We start from the raw sequence: 24428 nt of genomic DNA, 5'->3' as shown, positions 1-24428 counted from the left end.
TAGACTGACAAAAAAATATGGGCAGAAAAATTGTCGGAATGATTAGTAGTTATCATGGACTTAATCAAGCGGACTGGCTATGGCAACAAACGCCAAACCATTGTGGAGTCTGGGATAAAATTCAAATGCTCTCCCAAGCCTCTGAGCCTGATTTTCTGCTGATGTACCAATATTCGTTTCCCCAACCTCGCCCGAAACTCCCCTGGTGGAAAGGTTTACGCAAAAAAAAGATATCAAAACCTGATGTAACCTCCCAGTTACGCAACGTTCCCAAAGAGCGGATAATCTATTTATTACGAGAACCACCCCTGGAAAAAGTTGTTCAAACTAATCGGGCAAATTACGAAGCCGCGAAAAATTATTGCGGTTACATTTCAGGTCCGGATGATTTTGCCCCAACGCCTGATTATATGCCCGCTATTTGGTATCACGCTAATTCCTTCCGAGAATTAAATGAAATGATACCACCGGAAAAAATACATACTTGTAGTTGGATCACCTCCGGAATCGATCGCACCGCTGAACATCGTAGACGTTTAGCGTTCTTACAATCATTACGGGAGAGTGGATTTGAGTTTGACCTCTATGGGCGCGGATTACCCGACTGGGCGCAGGGAAAGGGTAGCCTGAAAAACAAATGGCATGGCATGGCATCTTACTACTATAATCTCGCGATCGAAAACTATGCTGGGAATGATTGGTATGTCAGCGAAAAACTCTGGGATGCTCTACTCGCCTGGTGTTTACCCATCTACTATGGGGGTTCGGCGGCGGATAAATTACTGCCACCCGGAAGCTTTTTGCGGCTCCCTAGCTTAGATGAGCAGGGCATCGCTTATATTAAAGAAGTAACCTCAACCCCAGATGCTTGGTATGAAGCCAAGGACGCGATCGCACAAGCTAGACAAATCATCCTACATAAACTCAACCTCCTGAACTGGTTATCTGATTTTGTCGCTAAATTTGATTAAACACCATGGACGGAATTTGTACCCTAGCCAGTGACCCAGTTTACGACCAACTGGTTGCCTTACTCAACAGTATTGAGGCAATTGTCGGGTCACAAATGCCTGTCTGTGTCTATCCCTACAACGACAACACAACAAAAATTGCGGCTGAAATTGCCCGTCGTCCCAACGTCCAACTCTATGATAATGTTGAGTCCATACAGCGCTGGGATCAGTTTGCTCAAAAGGCTTGGGATAGTCATCCCACAGCCCACCAACGTTGGCGTCAAATTGGCAGTAGCGGTTATCATCGATTTGGCACCCATCGGCGTTACTGTGCCTTTGATAGACCTTTTGATCGCTTCCTCTACATGGATGCGGATACATTGCTGATGTCGCCTGTCGAGTTTATCTTTGCTAAACTTCAGGACAATGACTGTGTGGTTTATGATTTTCAGCACAAAGATTTAACTCATGTATATAACATTGATTCGCCCAAGCTAACGCAAGTATTCCCCCCCGAAAGACTAAAAACAGAAATCTTTTGTTCTGGTTTTTATGCGTCGAAACAAAATCTATTTGATCAAGAACGACGAAACTGGATTATTGAGCAACTCGAAGCCGGAGATGCTGAAGTTCTTTACCCCATGGCACCGGATCAAACGCTCCTCAACTACATGATGATGAGACCGAATTTATCGCTCTATAACTTGGCTTTAGAGTTACCCAAGGAGAAAAAAACGGGATGCTGTGTAACATCAGCCCACTTTCAAGAAAATGAACATATTCTTTATGACAAAGGCAATCGACTCACCTACATGCACTACATTGGGGTTTCTTCCCAATTAATCGCTAAAGTTTGTGCTGGGGAAAACATTGATTTTCCTTATCGAGATTTGTTTTTACATTATCGCTATCTTCATGAACCAGAGAAAAAGCCGCAATTTACGACTCAACCCAAACCTTATAATCAACCCTCTAGTTTATCTCAGCGAATCTTGAAGAAGTTGAAATTATCTTAACTAAACTCCAAAATTAATATAACTAAAGAAAATGACCAAAAATCGCGGCATTTATATTACAGCCAATGACAAAGTAATCGAACAGGCGATCGCGCTGCTCAAAAGTATCCGCTTCCATGATCCTGATACGCCGATTTGCTTAATTCCTTATGATGATAAACATCAAACCATTGCTAAAATTTTAAAAGACTCCTATCAGGTAGAATTATATCAAGATTTAGACTTTATCGAACGTCTTTCTAATCAGTTATACGAAATATTTGGCAAAGGATTTTTTGCTCGCCCCAATCAATTCCGCAAACAAGCTTGTTGGTTTGGTGCTTTTGAGAAATTTATTTATATCGATACGGATATTGTTGTCTTTGATAAAATCATAGAGACAACCGACTACTTAGATAAGTATGATTTTATTTGCTATGACTATCAACATAGCGGTGGAATCAAAAATGTATTTACGCCAAAAGTCTTAGAAGACGGTGTATTTAGCGAAAATGATATTCAGGATATGTTTAATGGCGGGTTTTGGGGAGCCAAGAAAAATACGATATCTGAGGAAACGCTATATCAAACATTCACGGAATGTGCCTCTCATCCGGAATACTTTGACTTTTCCCAAAAAACCTCAGATCAACCCATCATCAACTATATGATATTAAAGCATGTTCCCCAACGATTTAATATTGTGCGCCGCCCTGGTGGTGCGCCAGGAAGTTGGGCGGGTAGTCAACATTTTCAGGTTCAAGATCATCACCTGATTGATCCGAATGTGAATCAACCGCTAGACTATTTACACTGGGCAGGAATTCGTATCCAACCCGGTTGTCCTTATTGGGATATCTGGAAATATTATCGTTATCTTGGTGAATCCATACCCGATGATGAATTTTTACAGATCCAGAAACAGCCAAATCTGTGGCAACGGATTCAAAAGAAAATTAGCCGTAATATCATGTCCTGACGATTACCCATAATTATCGCCATGTTGCCAAAACAAGGTTTTAGGGGTTTTTCTTAAGGGTATTTCACTGAAATAATAGAGTAATTAGCGTTTAAAGCTAATTGCAGTGTAACATATTTAGGGGCTGCTGAATAAGTCTTGTGGTGGAAACCGGGAATAGGGAATAGGCAATGGGTAATGGTTTCAAGCCTCTGTTGAGGTAAAATTTGGCGCTTAGGTCGGCGAAAATCCTAAGATTTTGAGTGTCCTAGGTATCAAAACTTTGCACTTGTTAGGTGGCAAAATGGCTTGAAACTCTTATTTTGTATGCTTTCCACACTCATACAGCAGACCCTATTTATACCAGCCAATGGGAGCAGTTTAATCCAGTAAGTTCCTGTAGTTGAACAATGTCATGCCGATAAATCTCAATCAGTTTCCGTCTCACTTCCTCTGATAATGGTGGCACGGGCATTTCAGTCTTTTGAGCAACGAAGCGTTTGATCTGTGGGAATATTGGCGTAAGAAAAAACTTCAAATAAGGTTTAATGTTACTGTTCGCACGAATAACTTCCACAACATTCAAGATGATTCCTTGACGACTAAGTTTACTTTTGTGATAACGACGATTGGCACTCAGCTCAAAATTGGGATTTACACCAATAAAGCTTAAAATCTCTTTAAAAAAATCATTTTTTTTAGTTGCCAAATCATCATAAAGCATTAATTTAATTTGCCCTCTATCAAACAATTCAAAATAGGTTTTAAGATATTTATAGTAGTACCCGGGTTTCAACAACTCTTTCGATTCTAAAATACTTAACTGAATGCTTTCTATATTGTCTTTTGTTACCATTTTCTCATTGAAAAGAGCGTGGGAGTAAGCCCTTTCAACAGGATTACGAAGTATCGCAATAAGCTTAACGTTGGGGAATAAGCGCTTAATTCTTGCCGGAATTCCTTCTCCATGAAGATATACGCTAGAAACTTCGCCTAACGCAATTTCGCTGCGGGCATCTTCGTATTGAGCGAGATATTCACCTGCATCATCAAGGGAACTGATATGGCGTTTGGCTAAAATATCCGTACCCTTGTTTGGAATTAAATATACCTCTGGATGCCGTTGCAGGTAGTAATGGAGAGATGTTGTGGCAGCTTTATGAGCTCCTATGACTATAAATGTTGGATGTTTTGTGGGAGGTTTTATCATAATTTTAACAAGATGTTAGACTATTAAGATCGGGTTAATTTGCTGATATTTCGCAACTTTATCTTTGATTAGTTGTTAATTCACAATATTATTTTTAACTGATGAATATAGTTTTCTTATTAAATATCTTGGATAGCGTAATCGCTTGAATAAAAGCCTTCGTTTGTAACTATTATTTGCCAATGAAGTCCGGTGTTTAAAGTTTAAATTATTGATATCATAAAGTTTCGCTAAATCACTCAAATAAATTTGAACTTCAGTTTTATCGGGCTGACTATCGAAAATCGCTAAGTTATTTGCAATAACCTGACTTTTCGGAAAATTAAAAGATTTATCGAATACATCATGATTAAATAATAGTGTTATTTCGTCATAGGGAGAAAAGGTCATGTAATTTAAAAAATTTTGAGTGCTAGCTTGTTTACTACTACGAATTCCCTTGACTTGAATTTTTGTAAGACATAGTTGTTTAAAAGGGAAAAGCTTGTGACAAGCCCATTGGGAATACCACATTGATCTCCTTGCCCCATGATAAGGCACTGGAAACATCACATCAGCAAAGCTTTTTGAAAAAATCTGAACTTGCTGATCATAACCGGAAATGGGAAAAGCCTTCTTAGCCAGAGTTACTTCTCTGTTCAAGTGTCCTTTAAAGCCCCAGCTTTCCCAATTGAAGAAAGTACCGGTAAGCGGTTTATATTCAATCAGTAATTCTTGTATTGTTGACGCGATATCTTCACCATCAGAATTAAAAACAATATCGTCATCTATAAATATGTAATAATCATAATTCTTGGGAACACTTTCGTATAGGAAGCTTCGCCCTTCACTCCATGTTATATTCTTTCGGGTGATAAAAGCATAAGGGTCATTTTCGGTTCTCCAATTTAATCTATAAAAATCACTAAATTGAGTTGTAAATAAATTTTTCTTTTCGATAGTGATTTGTTCGTTACACAAACCACCTTGCTCCAAAATACAAAATTTTTTCATCACAAACTATTTATTATAGTTTATTCTAGAGCCTATTGGTTGAATTGCATTAATCTATATAACCATTAAGCTAGTGATTAGCACTTAGCCCTAGTCAGGTTTTAATCTGCCACGCTGCCTGAAAAAAGTCTCGTTCACATAGCATAGCATAACGATAGCTGGATTTCACAGAGGCTGAGAGTGAGGCGTATTGATCCGTCAACCTCTCTAGTTGCTGCGCTAACTGCTCAAACTCTGGATTACTATACATGCGAATCCAATTTGTATAGGTGTGTCCGGGAATACCATCCTTTGCCAGTTGTTGACCCAAAAACGCATACAGGCGCATGCAGGGTGTCATCGCTACTGTAATTAAACCAATCTCACGTCCCCAAGCCGTTGCCAACAAGAAGTCAGTATAGCGGCGTGTGGCTACGGCGGGTTCAATCTGGTGTAAGTTAACTCCCCAGGCTGTGGCATAATTCTGATGCAGGCGTAGTTCTTCGAGAACGCCACCAGCGAGATTATGGAACGTGTTAAATTCATCCCAGTCGGAACATTTAGCGGCGGCTACACTATAAGCGCGAGCAAACGCTTCTAAGAAAAAAGCATCTTGACCCACATAGTAAGCAAATTTCCGACGCTCAAGTGTCCCTGTAGCGATACCTTGGACAAATGGGTGTGTTAGACACTCCTTTGCCAAGTCTTGATTGGATTGCCATAAATCGCTGCTAAGTGTCATAACCCTTATTTATTGCCATGGACCCAGATGTTGTTCGGGAAGGGTTGGCAGTTGTAAGACTGAAGGGATCGGTGTTTTGTCAAATCCACCGTCTACCGATAGATACACACAGAATGTAACCGCGATCGCTAGCAGTAGTCTTTCCAGCATAACCCACTCCTCTCATTGTTGCTCTTGTGAGCTGTCAACTGCCAGTATCTTCTCACTATCTGTGATTTCAATTAAGGGGCTGGTGATGCAAACCGTTAATTTTTTGTGATGATAGTCTAAGCTTTAGGTGATAGGAGTCATCGATTCTAGAGCGTTGGGTTTAGTAATCTCCCCTAGCACTCACCAAGAAGTCAAACGTCATGCCATGACATTTAAAGTCTTTCCCCCTCTCATCCTGTTTACCTCTCTCTGGCTAAACCCCTCAGCGCAAGGGTTCAATCCAGCACACCTAGAACAATTGCGACAAACAGGTAGCTGTGTCGAGTGTGATTTGAGTGGGGTACAGTTGCCGGATGCTCTGTTAAGCAATACTAATTTGAGGGGGGCTAATCTGGCTGGTGCTAATCTTATCCGTGCCGATTTAAGACGTGCCAATCTGGAGTATGCCAACCTGAGTGGTGCGAGTCTGATTTCTGCGAATCTTACGGATGCGACGTTAACCGGAGCTAATCTGATTGTGGCAGCATTAATCGGTGCAAATCTAACTCGTGCTAATTTGGCTGGCGCTGGATTAAATTTGGCTAAATTAGCGAGTACTAGCCTAGTTGGTGCAAACTTAAGTCTTGCTAAACTAAGGGCGGCGGATTTAAGTAATGCGAATTTGACGGCTGCTGATTTGAGGGGGGCTGACTTGAGAGGGGCTGACTTGGATAATACTATTCTGAATAACGCTAAACTTAGCTACGCCATTATGCCTGATGGCACTTTATTACCTTAATTTATTGATTTTTCTCTATTCCCTGTTGCCTATTCATAATTCAACTGTCTAACTAGAGCTTGCTGAATAAGTCATAAGTCGAGGTAGGTAAAATTATAGCCGTACAAAGTACCTGCTATGTATTGCTTAAAGTGGGGTTGGGCGTCGCCTCACTATAAAACGCGAATCTCCTTTTGGAGAGGAGAAGCCGAAAGTCTAATCTTTGATTGACGGTAGGAGTACGTCACTCAATCCGACTATGCTTTCTCGGATTTTTAATAAGCCAGAGTTTCTAAGGTATCCCGCAAATATCGACGCACCCGATGCTCCAAGCTTCGATCCTGAAGATGGTGTGCGGCAGGATGCTCCATCTGCCAGCGTTTAAATCCCGAACTGGCTGCGATCGCTTCTTTGAGATTGTCCCAAACTGGACTGTCTGGGGAAAAGTTGTTGGATTCGGACATAGCTGTGCTTTTCATAAATCCTTGTTGTGATCTAAACAGAATGAGTCAGTAGCAATTCTTAAATGTTGTTTGTATTTTTTAACCTTAATTTCAGAATAACTGAGCTGCGTTGTTTAAATTGTTACATTTGCAACAACTGATTGCCAACATGCCCAGATTTTTAGGCGAGTCATAAGTTTTGAGTGTTCCATACGTGATGCCAGAAGTGTCTGTAGGGGCGGGTTTCACTATTCTTTTTAGCGTTCTTAAGATCCCCATAAGGGTACTTGGTTCAATCCATCTGTTCAGGGGATGATTCAGCCGAGGATGACTCTGTTGCGATCGCAGGTAAAATTTGTTTGACCCGAAACCCTGGTACGGTAAACTTTTCTGGTATTTTTTCCACGGGATAAGGTTGAGTCGCTGCCCACTCTGCCTCACTCGTGAGCAGAACTTGCACCACAGAAAGAGGCACTTGCAAAAATAAGTGACTTGCCAGAAACCCTATTCCTGCCAAAACCAATCCAGCGATGCGCCATTGAACTGTCCAGGGAACGACACCTGCGGCTAGAGGAGCGATGCTATAAATTTGCCACAGTACCCATACCATAAAACCTGCTGCCACAATCGTCAGCAGCGGGTTGGTTTTCCGGTCAAATAAGCTCAGCAGTCGTCGCTGCGATTCCGTTAGGCGATCGGGTTTGAGAGCAACGATGAGCAGACTAAAAATATCAAAGGGGCGGGTCAATTGCATCCACAAAACTGGTGCGATACCGATAACTGCCACAACTAGGAGTTCTAGCCAGACTGGCAACAGGAGTTCACCCGTTGCCAGTCCTAAGGCGACTATCTCTAAGGTTAGGGGCAGTGCCGCTAAACCCGCCAAATGTATCCACAAGAACGGTTCAGACCAAAAAGAGCGCATCTGATTTCCTTTATCTTTTGTCATTAGTCCTTCGTCATTAACCAAGGACTAATCACCTGTGACCTAGGTCGCTGATAGAGTTCGGCGCTTGCTCACCATTTTGTAGGTTTCGATGATGTCACCTTCAGTCCAATCATTGAATCTATCGACACGAATACCGCATTCAAATCCGGCATTGACCTCTTTGACATCATCCTTCATCCGCTTCAGCGAATCAAGCACCCCTTCGTAGATCATTTGACCCCGGCGTTGCACTCGCATATTGCAGTTGCGAACCGCTTTGCCCGACTGTACGTAGCAACCTGCCACCGCACCGCGACCGACAGGGAAAACAGCCCGGACCTCCACTTGACCCAAGGGTTCTTCTACCAATTCTGGCTCCAGTAACCCTTCCATGGCTGCTTGAATGTCATCCAAGAGGTTATAGATAATGTTGTATTCGCGCACATCAACACTCTCTCTTTCCGCAGCGGATCGAGCGCCGTGAGCCAAAGTGGTATTAAAGCCAATGATTACCGCACCACTAGCCGCCGCTAAGTCAACATCAGTTTCGGTGACTTCTCCAGCCGTCGCTAGTAGCACTCGGATTTGAACTTCATTTTGGGGTAACTGTTTTAGTGAACCCAGAATGGCTTCGACGGAGCCTTGCACATCTGCCTTCAGAATCAAGTTGAGTTCTTTGAGTTCTCCTTCTTGAGCTTTGGCAGAAAGGCTATTCAGGCTGACTCGACGGGAGGACATCACCTGTTGCAGGCGAGACTCGCGTTGTTCTTGGCTTCTGGTGTCCGCAATGGCGCGAGCTTCTTTTTCTTGTGCAAAGACCTCAAACTCATCACCTGCCGCCGGGACATCACTTAAACCCAATACCTCTACGGCAAAGGAGGGAGCCGCCTCGTCTACCCGTTTACCTCGGTCATCGGTCATGGCTCGTACTTTACCGAAGACCGATCCCGCAACCAAGGTATCACCCACCCGCAGCGTGCCATTTTGCACTAACAAGGTGGCAACTGGACCTCTGGATTTATCCAGGTTGGCTTCAATGACCGTACCTTTGGCTAATCGGGCGGGGTTAGCGGAGAGTTCTTCAATGTCAGAAACGAGCAGAATCATTTCCAGGAGCGTATCCAAGTTTTCTTTTTGGATAGCACTTACGGGCACCATGATCGTTTCACCGCCCCATTCTTCTGGCACTAATCCATGTTCCATTAACTCCTGCTTCACCCGGTCAGGTTGTGCCCCTTCCTTGTCAATTTTGTTAACAGCAACCACAATCGGCACCTCAGCAGCTTTGGCATGGCTGATTGCTTCTCTGGTTTGCGGTTGCACCCCATCATCGGCGGCGACGACCAAAATGGCAATATCGGTCACTCGCGCTCCCCGTGCCCGCATCGCCGTAAAGGCTTCGTGACCTGGAGTATCGAGGAAGACCACCTGTTGGACTTGACCTTCATGCTCCACATCGACATGGTAAGCACCAATATGCTGGGTAATTCCACCCGCTTCGCCTTGTGCCACTTTGGTTTCACGAATGGCATCGAGCAGCGTGGTTTTCCCGTGATCGACGTGACCCATGATTGTGACCACCGGTGGACGCCGCACCAGGTATTCCAAGTCAGCCGCATCCAGCATTTCGGTTTTAGCGGCTTCTGATTCTGCTTCTTCTGTCTGAACATTAACGCCCAGTTCTTCGGCGACCATTTGAGCAGTGTGCAGATCCAGAGTTTGGGTGATATTCACCGCCAATCCCTTGAAGAATAGCTGTTTAATAATTTCAGTTTCGGCAATCTCCAGCTTAGTCGCCAGTTCTCGAACGGTTAGCGAATCGTTTAACACAATTTGCTCAGGGCGTTCAGAGACTTCTTGCTTTTCACGCCTGCGATCGCGACTCTCTGGTTTACTGGTTTTAACTTCTGGCTTTTTCCTAACCTGACTGGCTGCCGTTGGTGGCGGAGTCTGTCCCGTTTGAGATTTAGGTTTAGGAGGACGAGCCACCGACATACTGATAGCTGCAGGGGTGTCAGTTTCTTGGTCGTCACCATCGAACTCTTCCTCATCCTCTTCGATCAGTTGAGGTCGCCGCTTGAGCTTAGCCGCTTTTGCGGGTTTAGCTCCTTCCCGCTCTTCTTCTTCATCAATCCATTCACGTTTTTTCGACTGACGTGGCGGCGTGGGTCGCTTGACTTTGGAAGCGTTGAGTTCTGGGGCTTCCAGAAGGGTTTCTGTCTCCTCATCGACCGCCCCTGGCTTCTGTTCCCGCGAACCCGAATCGATAGCCGCCACTTCAATGCTGTCATCCTGACGAGTCGGTCGGGAGCGTCTGGGGGGGGCTTGTAGTTTAGGAACGGGCTGAGCTGGAGCTTGAGGACGCGCTGGGGCGGGAGCTTGAGGAGGAGTTGGCGCTTCAGGAGAACTCGCCAATTCAGTCGGCTGAGGCTCCTTAGCCGACTCTGATGGAGTCTCATCTGATCGATCGCGCTTCAATTTCGGTCGTTCGACCTGGGTGGGCTGATTTTGTTTCGGTGACGCTGGTCGAACGGGGGGTTGGATAAGTTGGGGTTTAGCTTCCACTTCAGCTACGGTAACGTTCTCCTGTGACCCTTGAGATGGAGTTGGTGTTTCTGACTCAGGATTGTCCTCGTGCAAATTCACTGGTGTCGGTCGATTGAGCGGGGCGGGTGGACGTGGTGGATTCACAGTTGGCTTAACGGGGGGTTGAGCAGACTTTGACCCAGGTGCGGAGCCCTGGGAAGAGCTAAAACTGGAACGAGGCTTAGGCTTAACACTCAGAATTTGCTGTTTGCGCTGATTGTTAGAATGCCCATCTGTATGGTTAGCAGATGCTGAGGTTGTTTGGTCACGACCTTTGAGGCTGGTGATCCCCTCGGCATATTTTTCCGCCGCCGCTTTGATTCGCTCAGCTTCAGATTCTGTAATCGTGCTACTGTGACTCTTGACTGCAATATGAAGTCCTTCGCAAATATTCAAAATGTCCTTGTTGTCCAAATTCAATTCCCGTGATAATTCGTAAATTCTGACTTTGCCGTTGTTCATCCACTATTCCCCCGTCGTACATATTGTTACACCATAACTAAATGATTGAAAGCGTGCGTGGTCATTGGTTTTCCTGCCGGATTGGCTTAAATCAATAAGGTGTCGTTTAAGAGTCTACTCGATAACTCACCAATAACTCATGTTACACAGGCGCTCATTGAGTGTGAGCCAATTGGATATCTCTACACTCTTATCAGATCCTGGATGGTTAACTTACAAAAATCTTAACAAAACTAGATTCATTTTCTCGACCCTGAGTGTTGTCCTCAGGTAGGAGTTGCTAGCTTGATCAGGGTCAGACTCACCTCCGAACACCATTGGTAATGGTACTCCTCTACTATCCTAGCGATTGCTTAGGTTCATTGAGAGCATCGCTGGGGTTTTTTGAATGGATTGGATCAATCGTTGCTGCGTTGGATGCTCCAGGGACTAGGTTCCAAACGTTGCCATAGTCTTTGATAAATTTCATCGGGAACCGAGGTCCTCAGCGATCGCCCCAATCGATTTTTCTTCTGAGCGGCTGACAGGCAACTCGATTGAGGACAGATGTAAGCCGAACGTCCCATTCCCTGATCTAATTTTATCTGTCGCGATGGATGGATTCGCACAACCCTCCAAAATTCTTGTTTTGGAGCCACGCAGCGACAACTCAGACAACGTCGGTAATTGGGTTCCATAGGATGCGGACAACGATTTTCCTGTAGGCTCAAAGAGCTTGATCTTCACGGCAGAGCCTATTGCGGTGAACTAGGGCGGTGAGGAGGGTGTCTTGAGCGACGGTATATACCAGCTTCCATGACAATCTCTCCCCGTTCCCTATTGATCAAGTCAGGTGCAAAGATTCAACTCCCTTAAACAGTCTACTGCCTTGGGTTGATCCCCCTAAGATTAGGACAAAATATCTTCCTCTTCTCCTTTAGCAAATTCTTCCTCAGCTAGGGGTTGAGGATTTGTCACCTTTGACTTTAAATCGGCTGGTGAGAGAGTCTGTTCCTCTAGTTGCTCCTCCTCCTCCTCTTCATCGGCTAGTTCCGCTTCCGTCTCAGCTACCATGGCTTGTAACTCCTGCATTTTCAGGTGTTCGGCTTCGTGGTCGTACTTAGCAATATCTTTAATATCAATCTTCCAACCGGTGAGACGAGCAGCTAAGCGAACATTCTGCCCTTCTTTGCCAATGGCTAAACTGAGCTGGTCTTCAGTGACCAAAATGTGAGCTTGACGCCCTTCTGGATGCACCAATAATACTTCCTCCACTCTCGCTGGACTCAGAGCATTAGCAATATAGGTAGCGGGATCAGGCGACCAGCGAATGACATCTATTTTTTCGCCGCGCAATTCATTGACGACCACTTGAATGCGCGATCCCCTAGCACCGATACAAGCTCCCACGGGATCAACATCCCGCTCTAGGGTGTCCACAGCAATTTTAGTCCTAGGTCCGACATGACGTGAGGGCGGATTGGCTTCTCGTGCCACCGCCACAATCCGCACAACTTCATCTTCGATTTCTGGGACTTCATTGGCAAATAGATAGACAACTAAACCAGCCGAAGCTCGAGAAACCACAAGCTGAGGTCCACGGTGAGGACCTTCACGCACTTTTTTGAGAAAAACCTTAAAGGTACTGCCAATGCGATAGGTATCGTTGGGTAATTGTTCGCGCTTGGGCAGTTCGGCTTCTACTTCCGGCTGACCAAAGCCGCTGCTAATCGCCATGATCACCGATTGCCGCTCAAATCGTAGCACTCTGGCTTGGAGAACCGTTCCTTCTAACTCTTCAAACTCTTCTTGGATCAACTTGCGCTGTTGATCTCGTAGTTTTTGGGAGAGTACCTGCTTGGTTTGAATCGCTGCCATTCGACCAAAATCACGTTGATCTGGCGTAACATCCAGGACTACCGAGTCACCTAATTGTGCCTCTGATGCCACTTCTTGAACTTCTTTTAGGGAAATATGATGATCGGTGTTGCCAACTTCCTCAACAATGGTTTTGGTACAAAGAATGCGGAATCCTTCTTCTTCAATATCTAAATCGACTTCAAAGTTGTTAAAGTATTCATCATCAAAATGAGGTCGCTCCATGCGTTGCGCTCGACGATAGCGCTCGTAGCCTTTGATCAGTGCTTCTCTCAGTGCCTGTTGGACTGCCGATTTGGGTAAATTATGGCTTTGAGAGATCTCTTCGATCATCTTTTTTAATCCAGGCAGATTAACGATAGACATAGGCAAATCTCCATAAACTGTTTGTTTTGGGTCGTTAATAACCCATGACCAATGCTCAATGAGTAATTCCTAATGGTCTAAAGGGGTTTAACCCTGCTCATCGAACTGCACTTTAGTCACTTGATCGCGAGGAATGGCGATCGCCCGTCCTTTTCGGTTGAGATATACGCTGGTATCATCCCGGCGAATTAATTGCCCTCGCCATTCTTTATGTCCTTGATAAGGTTCAGCGGTGTTGACCACTACGGAAAATCCTTTAAAGGCGATGAAATCTCGGTCTGTCGTTAGCTCTTGCGAGATCCCAGGACTAGAAATTTCCAAAACATAGGCATCTGGAATAAGATTCACGGCATCTAGTTCTGCTTCTAAAGCCCGACTCATGCGTTCGCAGTCATCTACGCCCGTGTCGCCGTCGCGGCGGCGGATATCTATCCGAAGTACAGGTGGGCGTCTATTCGTGTGAAAAACCGCCCCAACGAACTCCAATCCCAATTTTTCGGCTACTGGGGTGGCCAAATCGATTAGTTGTGGAATCAGGGGATAAGTCATAGAAAAACTTCAACAAAAAAAGTGGGTTCAACCCACCTCCAGGTAAAATTTCTTCCAAGAAGCCTAGCGACGATTGACACAATCTCTACCCTGCTTGTGTACTTGGGAAAAGTTTTACAGCTCCGTTACATAAGACTTACCCAAAGTTACCCACAAGTGGACATCCCTGACGCTTACTTCCTGCTTCACCCTGGCGGTGACGGCACTCAACCAGTCCACAGGCTCTCCCCCACCTAACTGGCGGCTATTTTTTCACTTACCTAACCGTGGTTTTTGGCTGGATAGGTATACCAATAAAGTATACATACTCTTGGCTGACCCATTCTATCAGAACAAATATATACCCAATTTTGGGTAACAATGGATAAAAGTGTCCAGCTTTTTGGTTACAGCTACATGCCCCCAGACTCCGACATCAGGATAGAGTGACTTCCGTTGCTATGTTCGAGTTTAGCGCAATCTTAGCCTGTTGTGGGATCGGTTTACCACAGGCAAAGGGTCACGACGGTGGAGTTTTGATTGTTGAGTGTTGAGTTAATCCCCCTATCTCTCTCACCTCCCTCATCTCCCTCATTTGCTCAAAAACTACCGATGTTACTTTTGACGAATTGCCCGGGTTTGGTCAAGAATTTCCTCTAAGTCCTCTTGGGACAAACGCTTGACGTAATTGATTTTGACTTCCTCTAAGAAGGCGTTGAGCAAGTATTGAATTTCCTCTAAAGTTTTCTGGGTCTGAATTTGGGAACCATAAGCTTCGCCAATATGGCTAATCAATCGTTGCAGAATTTGATCCCCAACTGGATCATCTGCGATCGCGGCATCTAATCCACTGTAAACCGCTTGGGTAATTTGTTGCACCAGTCGCTCGATGAGCTGATTGCGGATTGTTTCTACACCCGGTATTCGCTCTAGTCCCTGATACGCTTGTGACTGGTTGATAATTTTATCCAAGTTATGGTGCAGCAACGCTTCCACATCGGGACGGATGGTGGGAAGAACCTGCTCAACAGTCATCTGTACCATTATCTTGGTCAGTGCTGCCACTTCGTCGGTTTCGTTGAGATCGATGTAGGGGCGAACCTCCCGTTGCTGTAGCAAATTCGCGATCTCTCCTTGGCGAATGGAATATTGGAGTTCGTTAATAATCTGAATTACCACGACTTGGGTCATGTCGCCAGCGATTTCAGCGACAAATCCTTGACGCACTTGTTTTTGAATCGCACTCAAATCAACTAACTTTGCCTGATCCAGCCGAATCGTCACCGGGATGATCCGCAGCCAGCGCCACAGGGGAATCAGCAGAAATATATCATACCAACGCCATAACATGGCATCCAGCCAACTAACCCCGGTGCGACGGCGACTGATCAACCAGGTACGTGCCAGAAATTCTGTTAAAAATAGAGCAAAAAACGGGAAGTCAAGGAGTCCAAAATAATCGACAAAATCCCCGGTTTCTCCAATAGGGCGGTAATAATTCGCTTCTATAAGAGGACTAATTTCATCATTAAAAAATTGGAGTTCGTCATCGGGATCTTTAGCGGCTAAGTTTTCTATGCTCCAAAACTGTATAAATGCTTCTTTCGCTGAATCCTCTTCAGTGCGAATATGCTCTCGCATCTTGTTCTTGATTTTTTCTAGATCACCCGTTTTATCGGCAAGTTGGAAGGGGTTTGTCTCAATCATTTCTACGCTACGTTGGCGTAGATCTTCCAGAATTTGGGCAACTTCAGGAGATTGTAAGCTTCTCAGCTTACTGCTTAAGTTGGTTGCATCAATCTCCGCTTCTAATTCATTAACCTTGTCCAAATATTGCTCTGTGTCTCGGTAAGGTTGAATACCCTTCACCGGATCATACCACTGTGTAATCGGAGGTAGGGGAACCTCTAAGGACAAACCGGGCAAACTAACCGGACCGATGTCAAAACTAAATAACTGGACTTTCCCATGTAGCCAAAAATCTCGTAGAGGCAGGTAGGTCAAGTCAAACAAGACTAAGAGGTAGTTGAGCGAAGCCAAAAGCGCCATCACTCGTTCAAACCAAAGGGCGCGATGGACTTTACGTTTGCTTTTGTTTGGAGTCAGTCTTTGTAGGGATGACATATTTTTTAAGGCTAAACCAGCACCAAGTTTTGACATAACTGCCTATAGCCAAACTTGGGCTGATCAGAAGGGATGCACGTTAAGTGCTGACTAGAAATATCAATCCTATGGGTGATAGGGTTTTCTGTCAAACGAGCTAACTCTTGGTTAGCTTGGCAGTTGGAAACCGCAGCTACACAAACGAAACCCGCCTACGCGGGTCTCCATATCCTTAATTTTTTCTTTCCTGTTAACTATGGAAAAACTCGTTAACTATGGAAAAACTCGACCTGGATAGGTCATGGGAGCGCTAGGACTGTTGTAGATATCCCATTCCTCAATCCCCCGATCGCACAAAATAGTTTTGGCGTGCTGGATTTGCTCCTCTGTTCCATGAACCAGAACCAGATAATCCCCGTGAGAGAGGCGATGGCTATAGCGTTTGGCTTGCTCTTCGGGAACGCCTAAGTTAGCCAGTAGACCCACCAAACCACCCGCTGCTGCACCAATAGCACCTCCGCCTAATGCAGAAGCGATCACGGCGGCTTCGGTTCCGACAAATACCACCGGACCAACCCCAGGAACCGCTAAGGTGACTAACCCAACCAGCAATCCAGTCAATCCGCCCAAGACACCCCCAGCTACAGTCCCTGTGGCTGCATCTCTAGCTTTTTCATGACTCAACGGATCAGTTACTCTCACCCCAGCCACCTGATCGGGATGTTCGGCGTCTTTGGCAATAACCGAAACCTGGTTCATCTGAAATCCAGCCGATTTTAACTCATTGAGAGCATTTTTTAAATTTTGCTCGTAAGAAAAGACGCCAATCGCTCGCTGAGTTTGCTTTCCGGGTGCTGTTGACGGGGGAGACGGGGTTACACCTGTCGGCGTTGCACCCAAGGGTTCGCCAAAGGGTCCTGTGTACGCGGCGCCTAGGGGTGTAGGATATCCAACCTGAGCAGCAGTCGTTGGGTGAGTATAGGTGGAAGGTGGGGTATTCACCGTCGGACGCTCATAACTTCTCCACTCTTGAATTCCTCGAGGTTTCAGGATAGAAGCCGCACGGGTGATCTGATCGGGTGTGCCATCAACTAGGATTAAATAATGTCCTTTTTCTAAGCGATCTTGATAAAGTTTAGCTTCGGCTTCCGGAACTTCCAATCCAATTAGCGCCCCAAATAAGCCTCCAGCAGCACTACCAACAGCCCCACCCAGAAGTGTATTTCCAATGACCGACGCCGCTGCACCCCCGACTAAAATGGGTCCTACTCCCGGAAGCGCGATCGCACCTAAAGTACCAATTAAACCTACGATACCTCCTGTAACTCCCCCCGCAACCGCACCAGCCGCAGCACCTTCACCCGCTTCATTTTCGGTATCATCTTGCACATCCACTCCGGCAATTTGCTCCTCATTCCGGGCAATGACGGATACTTGGTTCATGGGAAAATCAGCATCCCTCAGATGTTCTAGAGCATTTTCAGCAGCTTGTCGGCTGGGAAAGACACCCACACCTCGCTGATATTGACCTAATGTCATAGTATCTGCCTCCATCTATCTATAGGTTTTCACCCTGATACCCCTATTTCTACATTTCTGTTGCAGATATTCATCAATCGTGCGAGATAACCCACATCAGCAACTTGTCCATCTGTAGGAAGAAAGAATTGTCTGAATTATGAAGAAATTATGAATTATGAAGGATGGGGTAGTCGAGGCGGGTTTAATCAAATTTGGGTAAGGCAAGAAACGATAGTAGTAAAACCCGCCCCTACACAACCCTGATAACTCCATCTGATTCCTATCGTCTGTGCCCTGAACAAAGGACGAATGACGAATAACAAAGGACAATCCACGGAAATTGCGACTCATGGGTTCGGTTCTACGACCCCAGAGAGATGATGAGTGCCAGTATCCTCATAGATAGACAAGTAAAACTGGTTGTTCATGGGGATAGATAGCGGTGCAAAAGTGGTTGTTACCAAACATCAGTGAAGTTTTAGCTCAGAATACGCAGACTGGAGTCAACAATCCGGTCGAATCTCAGGTTGAACCGGCGAAGGTTGTCATGGATAAAGGACAGCGCAGTGAGACCAGTCGCCGAATGAGACAACAGACGCGATCGCAACGAGAATGGCAGAGTGCGATCGCGTCTCTGGAACAGTTACTCTTACAACTCCTTTGCCAACGGGATCAAGCCGACAATTCAACCTCCCTAAACGGGTTAGTTTTAGCTGGTCCTGCACCCGTTTTAAGTCACTCAGATCTCCTTTCCCATTTCCAAACTGGGGTGTTTACCACTGAAACCCTAAACCCCTGGAGTTTTATGCCCTTTCAATTGCCTCCAGCTCAACCGGAAAGGACTCAAGGTACGGTTAATACCACATATCAACTCCGGTTGTTTCCGGCTGATTCGTTGAGCGAAGAGCAGTTTTGTTTGGTCTTTACCCGTGGCTTTAGTTTAGTTATGGCGGCGGGAGAAGACCAAAATGGTGTACCTGGGTTTCGCTTCTCCTTTGATCCAAAGGATGTGCAAAAAGCTTGGGCGTCTCTTTATCCTCGGTTGTTATTAGCCAATCCCCATCAACTGAGTTATTTAAATACATTAGTTAAGCAGTTTGCCCCCCAGCTCCCGGATTATCAGATTGTCATGGAATTTGGGCGCCACTTGCTACAAAATATGCCCGAATCTTCCCCGGAAATTAAGAATGAAACCATAGCTGTAACTCCGAGTAATTCAGTCACTCAATTATCTAAAGACCCTTCTTACAGTGAGACAATTGAAGACCGGGATTGGCAACCCTTAGCTAAATCAGAAACCCGTGTCAATCATCGAGTATCCCAGCTCCGCGAAGCCACCCCAGACATTGAACTTCTGCAAGCTTTAACCCATGAAGTCCGCACACCGCTGACGACGATTCGCACGTTAACAAAATTATTATTAAAACGTCGAGATTTAGCGCCAGAAGTTATTCGGCGCCTGGAAATTATAGATCATGAATGTACAGAACAGATTAACCGGATGGAGTTAATTTTTAAAGCCGTTGAATTAGAAACAAAAGCGGTTAAAGAAGCCCCTGTTAATCTCACATCAATGTCCTTGGCTCAAATTTTCCAGAACAGTATTCCCCACTGGCAAAAGCAGGCACAAAGGCGTAATGTTAGCTTAGATGTCGTATTGCCGCAAAATCTTCCCACAGTAGTGAGTAATCCCTCAATGTTGGATCAAGTATTGACGGGTTTAGTGGAAAATTTTACCCGCACCTTACCTGCAGGTGGTCACATTCAGGTGCAGGTAACACCCGCCGGAGACCAGTTAAAATTGCAATTCCAGTCTCAACCTGACCCAGAAAATTTGGGGAATGCTGATGCGTTGGGACAGTCAACCTGCCAGACGTTAAAATCAATTGGTCAGTTACTAATGTTTCAGCCAGAAACAGGCAGTTTAAGTTTGAATCTGAACGTGACCAAGCACATGTTCCAAGCATTAGGAGGTAAATTAATTGTGCGTCAGCGACCCCAAGCGGGAGAAGTGATGACGATATTTTTGCCCTTGGAAGTTGGGAATAATAGCACAAATCAAGGCGGAATATTAGTATAGTTTCGGGGTTCATCCCATTTGGGTTAAGTCAGCAATGCCTAATGTAGATAGATGCTCTGGAAACACTTTCAAAGGTTAAATATCTTGGGGGTATTCCTTCCATAATGAAGTCGTGATATTTAGACTTCGATAATCGCCATCTCCCAAAATCAAGTGATCAACTAAAGGCAGATCGATTAGCTGCGCCCCCTGCAAAAGCTGTTTGGTCAGAAAAATGTCTTGCTCAGAGGGTTCAACACTACCTGTTGGGTGATTGTGCGCCACAATAAACCGTGTCGCTCCATGGCGCAAGACGGCTTGTAAAATTTCACGGGGACAGGCTAATGTCTGTGTTGCTGTACCAATCGAGATGAGTTTAATCCCCAATAAGTGATTTTTCACATCCAACAGTAACACGGCAAAACGCTCCTGAGTTTGCCACATTAACTCGTGACTCAAAGCCGCCGCCGCCGCTGTGGGACTGTCAATTATTGTGCCTTCTGTCGGGCGAGACTGAAAGGCTCGTTTTCCCAGTTCAATGGCGGCTAGAATGGTGGCAGCTTTAGCGGGCCCGACGCCATGGATACGCATTAACTCGTGGGCTGAGATATCTCGCAATACTGCCATGGGATCGCGCTCATCTTGACTCAATTGCTGCAAAATATATTGTCCTAAACCTACTGCTGAAAGCTTACCTTTTCCCTGACCTGTGGCAAGCAAAATGGCAATCAGTTCCGCAGTCGCCAAATTTTTGGCACCAATCGCCATTAATCGTTCGCGTGGACGTTCGCTAGCAGGAATATCCGCAATTCTAAGGCTATAGGTCATAACGCTACCCCATCACTCCGGGACAAGCCGATCATTATCAGGTTCGGTTGAATACTTACACTTTGGTACTCTTTAAGGCAGATGGCAGAATGCTCTAGGGCGGAAGGTAAGGAGTAAGGTGGCAAGGTAAAAGTCAAGAATCACTGTCTAGACGGACATGATATCATGGCTGCAATTGAATTGCTATATTAATAGAGTTTTGAACTCAAATTTGTAAAGTTAGGTGATTGAGGATTGGGGATTGGGGAAGAGGAGATGTGACTTTTGAGCCGCCATTAATTGTAGTCTTTTCACCGCTAACTGTGGTAACTGAACCGACGCTCTAACGGTGATGTAGATTGTTCAGGAGTTTTATATCAACATATCGCCTATCTCCAGCATCTCCGGCGAGAACGGTAAAGGGTTGATCAGGTTCTCCGAGATGATTTAACACGAGTACCGCTTGGGCAAAATCTTGGTCTTTTGTATAGTTGTTGACTGTAATCATCGTGGTGATACCCGCTTGCGTCGCCGCAATTAAACCCTGATCAGAGTCTTCGATCGCTAAACAATCTTGGGGTAGCAAATCCATTTGCCGCAGTACATAGTGGTAAATATCTGGGGCGGGTTTTTTCGCCGGGACGATATCACCCGCCGCGATCAGGTTAAACCACGCCGGACTCTCCTCCCCTAGGGTATGCTGCAAAAGGGTGGTTACATTAGTAGGGGCGGTAGTGGTGGCGATGGCTAGCCGAATTCCTTGCGATCGCGCCGCTTTAATCAATCGTTGCACACCGGGACGCAGGGGAATAGCCCCCGTGGCGATAAGTTGCTGATAATGGTGAGTTTTCGCCCGGTGCAGATTCGCAATGAACTCGTCGAAATTGGCGGGAGGTGGGAAATCAGGGCGGTATTGGTTTAAATAAAAGCGGATACGTTCTTTCCCGCCAGCAACTGCTAGTAATTCACCATAGAGGGAAACAGACCAATCCCAATCAAATCCAGCTTCAGCAAAGGCGCGGTTAAATGCTACACGGTGTCCGTCTTGTTCTGTATTCGCTAATGTCCCATCTACGTCAAAGATTAATGCTCGAAGTTTGGTCATTGGTCATTGGTCACTGGTCTTATGTGAGCAACTATACCGACATAAGACGGAAACACGCAAGCGGCTTCTGGAAGTGAACAAAACCTTTCTTTGAGAAAAGAGTCGGACAAACAATGTAAAATCCCCCAACTTTTAAGCGGGGGAGCAGCTTATCCGATCAAGGGACAACTAAGCGTTTTTCGTAACCAGACCGTAGATGAACAAGACGACCATCGCGCCTACAATTGCCACTAGGAAACCCCACCAGGTAAAGCCTGTAAAACCGACTCCAAAGAGTAAGTTACCAATCCAGCCTCCAACTAAAGCCCCAACGATTCCCAGTACTATGGTAGCGAGGATACCACCGCCTTGGTGTCCTGGATAAATTGCCTTCGCGATCGCACCAGCGATAATTCCTAAAACAATCCAGGCTAAAATTCCCCTAGTAATGTCCTCCTAAATTTAATGATTTAATAATTAATCACTCAGAATTTACTAGACATTCTTTTAAGATCATCAACAAACGTATGGAAAGTTATCTATCCTAAGAAAGAAGGTTTATAAGCTATTTACATTAATTAAATAAATGAGAGATTATTTTCCTACTGGCATGGCACAGCTAAAATTGGGGAATAGATATTACGGTTAAATTGGGCGCACAGGGCTTGCTCCCCTACAGTTTCCGGGTTTGGGGCTAATCCCTCTAATTAGGTGTGCTACGCCACTACATACGTCTTGCAAGCTTGCTACCCCCGCTTCCTGAATTTGACCGACTCAACACTAATCAGATTTAATAGGGGACAAGAATTAAGGTCAATCAGGCAACTTAAAATGATTCTTCGGCAACTGATAGCATTCCTAGTCGCGATCACTCTATTCGTTCATCCTCTATCTGCCCAAGCAGCTGACTATCCGCCTCCCTTATCCTACAGTCACGCCCAACTCACAGGCAAAGACTTTTCCGGTCAAAATTTACAGAGGGCTGAATTTGCCAATGCCAATTTACAGTTAAGTAATTTTGCCTATGCTGACTTGCGAGGTGCTATTTTTAGTGGGTCAGTGATGACTAATGCTAATTTGCACAGTGTGGATTTAAGCTATGGCATGTTAGATCAGGCAGATTTAACGGGAGCAGATTTAAGTGATGTGATTTTAGTCGAAACTCTCTTACTGGGATCAGTGTTTGATAATACATTAATCACGGGGGCTGACTTCACCGATGCCCTCCTAGATGGCGCACAACTGCAACAATTATGTCAGCAGGCTTCAGGGATTAATTCTAAAACTGGCGTAGCCACAAGGGATTCTCTCGGTTGTTCTTAATTGTCTAATGGACGGGGACGGGTAAGGAATTGGGGGATTTTTTCAGAAGATTAAATGCACTCAATTATCTGGCTGTTTTATTCATCAGCAAACTACCGGGTTAATTGCCAGGTGAAGTTGCCATGAAGGATGAATAATTTATCGGCTAAATCGGCTCATCCAAATCCGGTTCGACGCCCAGTCGCCGCAACTGTTGTGTCAATCGCTCAACTCGTCGCCGTTCCCGTTCCTCAGGAGCCACAATCCAGTCGCCATTTACATCATACCAGCGCAACCAGACGCGATCGCTCTCCCGATAATGTCGGTAAGACGTCTTTGGGAGAACGAGGCGGATTAGTTTGATACATAAGTGTCTCGCTGAGTAATATGAGTTAAAGTTATCCAACCCAAGGCTTGGTAAACGTCACCTTGTGACAGGGGATAGTGGTTTTGAATAAGTACTGTTTCAGTAGAGTTGTGTTTTGTCAGGCTCCAGCGCTAAAGACTTTTTGGGCTGTCAAGTTCAATTCTGGGAACGTTGGAGAATCGATGCGGTCATCTCCCCTGAACTGACTAACCTGGTACTCATCCTCAACAAGTTGATGTTTGGTGCTGGGGCATCAGCCGGGATGATATACTCATGCGAAATCGAGCAAGCTAAATAAGGTGATTTCTCTGAAATCACCCAATCTTTGCGCTCTTTCAGTTCATAGTTATAAACCCGACGACACTGTTATAGCCAATCTTCAAAGATGGCTATCTCTGTGCGATTTGCCTTTAATTTAAAATCGTAAATTAAGTTAAACACTTGCTCGAACCCTTGCAATGTTATTGATAGTCTATCACATTTAAACTTATCAACAAACAACATGAAAACAAATTTCCTCACAAAGTGTGATTCATGCCCCACTATCCTTTCAGGTATAGTAGAAGTATTCTCGCCGGATTAGGATAAATCCCCGTTCTAAGGATAAAAATTCATGCCAGCCCGCTCTTTTACTTCCACCTTGAGGAAACTAACCGCCTGCTTAAGTCTTGCCAGTCTGGGTACCGCGATCGCATTACCCGCCAACAGCGTCACCGAATCCCCTCGCCTCTTGAAGGCAGAACCCGGACTCCACCTGATTGCTCAACGAGGCGTAAACAATATAGCTGATGAACTCGAAACCGCCAACGACGCTTTCTCCACCCTAACGGCTGCGATCAAAACCGCCGGACTCACCTCAGCACTGGCGGGGAGGGGACCAATTACCATTTTTGCCCCCACAGATGAAGCCTTTGCTGCTTTACCAGAGGGAACTGTTGCAACTTTACTCCGACCCGAAAACCGCTCTCGATTAACTGAAATCCTCACGTATCACGTTGTTCCCGGTAACATTAACACCTTTGGCTTAACCCCCGGTTCGACCTTACGGTTAACCACCCTAGCGGGTAAACCCTTAACCATAAGAGTCAGCGATGCTAGCGAAGTTTTTGTCAATGGTATCCCCGTGGTTCTGGCAGATATTCCTGCATCTAACGGCATGATTCATGGGATTAGTGCAGTTCTATTGCCCTAAGGATTGGGGATTGGGGATTGGAAAACAGGTGATTGGGGAAGTTTAGAGGAAAGTAGGGGCGGGTTTAGGGCATTCGCCCAAGCTAT

Annotated in this window: 23 protein-coding genes and 1 pseudogene; 8 read left to right on the top strand and 16 right to left on the bottom strand. The window is 45.4% G+C overall.

The window, feature by feature from the left end:
- Positions 1–17: 17 nt before the first annotated feature.
- From ACLGGO_RS03485 to ACLGGO_RS03475, 3 genes are read left to right on the top strand one after another with little or no spacing between them, the layout of a single operon-like run.
- Positions 18–971, top strand: coding sequence for a glycosyltransferase family 10 domain-containing protein (locus tag ACLGGO_RS03485; protein WP_446418279.1), 954 nt, complete (start codon positions 18–20; stop codon positions 969–971).
- 5 nt (positions 972–976) lie between these two features.
- On the top strand, positions 977–1969 hold the full coding sequence (locus tag ACLGGO_RS03480; RefSeq protein ID WP_446418278.1) for an Npun_R2821/Npun_R2822 family protein: 993 nt from the start codon (positions 977–979) through the stop codon (positions 1967–1969).
- A 31-nt stretch (positions 1970–2000) separates the two neighbouring features.
- Positions 2001–2927 (top strand): Npun_R2821/Npun_R2822 family protein, encoded by a 927-nt coding sequence (locus tag ACLGGO_RS03475; RefSeq protein ID WP_446418277.1) that lies wholly within the window; start codon positions 2001–2003, stop codon positions 2925–2927.
- A 337-nt stretch (positions 2928–3264) separates the two neighbouring features.
- On the opposite strand, the gene ACLGGO_RS03470 is transcribed toward ACLGGO_RS03475, so the two are convergent.
- From ACLGGO_RS03470 to ACLGGO_RS03455, 4 genes are all read right to left on the bottom strand, one after another.
- Positions 3265–4116: a sulfotransferase domain-containing protein gene (locus ACLGGO_RS03470; RefSeq protein WP_446418276.1), complete on the bottom strand. Its 852-nt coding sequence runs from the start codon at positions 4114–4116 to the stop codon at positions 3265–3267.
- Positions 4117–4191: 75 nt separating this feature from the next.
- A complete protein-coding gene (locus ACLGGO_RS03465; protein WP_446418296.1) occupies positions 4192–5109 on the bottom strand; it encodes a hypothetical protein in 918 nt (305 codons plus the stop codon).
- A 94-nt stretch (positions 5110–5203) separates the two neighbouring features.
- A complete protein-coding gene (locus tag ACLGGO_RS03460) occupies positions 5204–5830 on the bottom strand; it encodes a TenA family protein (RefSeq protein ID WP_446418275.1) in 627 nt (208 codons plus the stop codon).
- A gap of 9 nt (positions 5831–5839) precedes the next feature.
- The gene (locus tag ACLGGO_RS03455; protein ID WP_446334149.1) at positions 5840–5980 is read right to left on the bottom strand and encodes a hypothetical protein; all 141 of its coding nucleotides are present in this window, start codon (positions 5978–5980) and stop codon (positions 5840–5842) included.
- A gap of 205 nt (positions 5981–6185) precedes the next feature.
- On the opposite strand from ACLGGO_RS03455, the gene ACLGGO_RS03450 reads away from it, so the two are divergent.
- Complete coding sequence (locus ACLGGO_RS03450; RefSeq protein WP_446334150.1) at positions 6186–6758, top strand: pentapeptide repeat-containing protein; 573 nt, start codon at positions 6186–6188, stop codon at positions 6756–6758.
- Positions 6759–7012: 254 nt separating this feature from the next.
- Here ACLGGO_RS03450 and ACLGGO_RS03445 read toward each other — a convergent pair whose 3' ends face one another.
- The 8 genes from ACLGGO_RS03445 to ACLGGO_RS03410 all read right to left on the bottom strand — a co-directional run bounded on the left by ACLGGO_RS03445 (position 7013) and on the right by ACLGGO_RS03410 (position 17549).
- Positions 7013–7216, bottom strand: coding sequence for a hypothetical protein (locus ACLGGO_RS03445; RefSeq protein ID WP_446334151.1), 204 nt, complete (start codon positions 7214–7216; stop codon positions 7013–7015).
- 256 nt (positions 7217–7472) lie between these two features.
- Positions 7473–8129: a low-complexity tail membrane protein gene (locus tag ACLGGO_RS03440; RefSeq protein ID WP_446418274.1), complete on the bottom strand. Its 657-nt coding sequence runs from the start codon at positions 8127–8129 to the stop codon at positions 7473–7475.
- Between the two features lie 39 nt (positions 8130–8168).
- Positions 8169–11156, bottom strand: a complete 2988-nt coding sequence (gene infB / locus ACLGGO_RS03435) for a translation initiation factor IF-2 (protein WP_446418273.1) — start codon at positions 11154–11156, stop codon at positions 8169–8171.
- Between the two features lie 398 nt (positions 11157–11554).
- Positions 11555–11833 (bottom strand): YlxR family protein, encoded by a 279-nt coding sequence (locus ACLGGO_RS03430; RefSeq protein ID WP_446334154.1) that lies wholly within the window; start codon positions 11831–11833, stop codon positions 11555–11557.
- A gap of 211 nt (positions 11834–12044) precedes the next feature.
- Positions 12045–13379 carry a transcription termination factor NusA gene (gene nusA / locus ACLGGO_RS03425; RefSeq protein WP_446334155.1) on the bottom strand — a complete coding sequence of 445 codons (1335 nt, stop codon included), beginning with the start codon at positions 13377–13379 and terminating at the stop codon, positions 12045–12047.
- An 87-nt stretch (positions 13380–13466) separates the two neighbouring features.
- On the bottom strand, positions 13467–13928 hold the full coding sequence (gene rimP, locus ACLGGO_RS03420) for a ribosome maturation factor RimP (RefSeq protein WP_446334156.1): 462 nt from the start codon (positions 13926–13928) through the stop codon (positions 13467–13469).
- Between the two features lie 594 nt (positions 13929–14522).
- Complete coding sequence (locus tag ACLGGO_RS03415) at positions 14523–16067, bottom strand: hypothetical protein (protein WP_446418272.1); 1545 nt, start codon at positions 16065–16067, stop codon at positions 14523–14525.
- A gap of 216 nt (positions 16068–16283) precedes the next feature.
- On the bottom strand, positions 16284–17549 hold the full coding sequence (locus ACLGGO_RS03410; RefSeq protein ID WP_446418271.1) for a general stress protein: 1266 nt from the start codon (positions 17547–17549) through the stop codon (positions 16284–16286).
- Positions 17550–17973: 424 nt separating this feature from the next.
- On the opposite strand from ACLGGO_RS03410, the gene ACLGGO_RS03405 reads away from it, so the two are divergent.
- Positions 17974–19611: a sensor histidine kinase gene (locus ACLGGO_RS03405; protein WP_446418270.1), complete on the top strand. Its 1638-nt coding sequence runs from the start codon at positions 17974–17976 to the stop codon at positions 19609–19611.
- A gap of 75 nt (positions 19612–19686) precedes the next feature.
- Here ACLGGO_RS03405 and radC read toward each other — a convergent pair whose 3' ends face one another.
- The 3 genes from radC to ACLGGO_RS03390 form a co-directional block, all read right to left on the bottom strand.
- Positions 19687–20418 (bottom strand): RadC family protein, encoded by a 732-nt coding sequence (gene radC / locus ACLGGO_RS03400; protein ID WP_446334160.1) that lies wholly within the window; start codon positions 20416–20418, stop codon positions 19687–19689.
- A gap of 322 nt (positions 20419–20740) precedes the next feature.
- Complete coding sequence (locus ACLGGO_RS03395) at positions 20741–21502, bottom strand: HAD family hydrolase (RefSeq protein WP_446418269.1); 762 nt, start codon at positions 21500–21502, stop codon at positions 20741–20743.
- Positions 21503–21670: 168 nt separating this feature from the next.
- Positions 21671–21931: a GlsB/YeaQ/YmgE family stress response membrane protein gene (locus ACLGGO_RS03390; protein WP_446334166.1), complete on the bottom strand. Its 261-nt coding sequence runs from the start codon at positions 21929–21931 to the stop codon at positions 21671–21673.
- Positions 21932–22312: 381 nt separating this feature from the next.
- Between ACLGGO_RS03390 and ACLGGO_RS03385 the strand changes: the two genes are divergently transcribed.
- Complete coding sequence (locus tag ACLGGO_RS03385; RefSeq protein ID WP_446334162.1) at positions 22313–22804, top strand: pentapeptide repeat-containing protein; 492 nt, start codon at positions 22313–22315, stop codon at positions 22802–22804.
- A gap of 129 nt (positions 22805–22933) precedes the next feature.
- Positions 22934–23146, top strand: coding sequence for a hypothetical protein (locus ACLGGO_RS03380; protein ID WP_446418268.1), 213 nt, complete (start codon positions 22934–22936; stop codon positions 23144–23146).
- Between the two features lie 122 nt (positions 23147–23268).
- Here the strand turns inward: ACLGGO_RS03380 and ACLGGO_RS03375 are convergent.
- A pseudogene (locus ACLGGO_RS03375) lies at positions 23269–23388 on the bottom strand (Uma2 family endonuclease); the annotation flags it as partial.
- Positions 23389–23763: 375 nt separating this feature from the next.
- Here ACLGGO_RS03375 and ACLGGO_RS03370 point away from each other — a divergent pair.
- Positions 23764–24342, top strand: a complete 579-nt coding sequence (locus ACLGGO_RS03370) for a fasciclin domain-containing protein (protein ID WP_446334164.1) — start codon at positions 23764–23766, stop codon at positions 24340–24342.
- The last annotated feature ends 86 nt before the right edge of the window (positions 24343–24428 follow it).

It is taken from the genome of Coleofasciculus sp., assembly GCF_046565525.1.
Classification (GTDB): domain Bacteria; phylum Cyanobacteriota; class Cyanobacteriia; order Cyanobacteriales; family Coleofasciculaceae; genus Coleofasciculus.
This window is presented reverse-complemented; position numbering and strand designations above follow the sequence as displayed.